Origin of the sequence: Paenibacillus forsythiae T98, assembly GCF_000520735.1 — a bacterium.
GTDB lineage: Bacteria > Bacillota > Bacilli > Paenibacillales > Paenibacillaceae > Paenibacillus_AQ > Paenibacillus_AQ forsythiae.
Genome location: NZ_ASSC01000084.1, coordinates 1 through 476, shown reverse-complemented (window position 1 = coordinate 476; position 476 = coordinate 1). Strand labels below are relative to the sequence as shown.

General features: G+C 62.4%; 1 pseudogene. It reads left to right on the top strand.

Features of this window, described 5'->3' with window-relative positions:
- Nucleotides 1-476 (top strand): annotated as a pseudogene (locus tag L692_RS32340) (3'-5' exonuclease); the annotation flags it as partial.

Genomic DNA, 476 nt, shown 5'->3' with positions numbered 1-476 from the left:
GGGGGGGGGGGAGCCGCTGCAGATCTATGACAAGAGCCTTCGGGCAATGCGTCCGGTTGTGTACGGGGATATTGTGATTTTGCTGCGGTCCGCAAGCGTGTGGGCGCCGCTTATGCTCGAAGAGCTGAGGCTGGAAGGCATTCCGGCTTACGGCGATCAGAACAGGGGCTATTTTCAGGCGACCGAAGTCGAGGTTATTCTTTCCTTGCTGAAAGTAGTAGACAATCCGCAGCAGGATATTCCGCTGGCCGGAACGCTGCGTTCGCCTGTCGTCGGACTGACCGAGGAAGAGCTGGCGAAGGTGCGGCTGTGCAGCGAAGGCTCGTTCTATGACGCGGTTGCCGCGGCGGCCTCGGGAAAGGGGCTGGCGGACGGAGCGGAAAGTGCCCGGGAGATAGCCGGCGATGCTACCGTGAGGGCAGGGGAGAATGAGGCGGGCTCCGGGAGCACAAGCGGAGACGAAGGCTGCGGAGCAC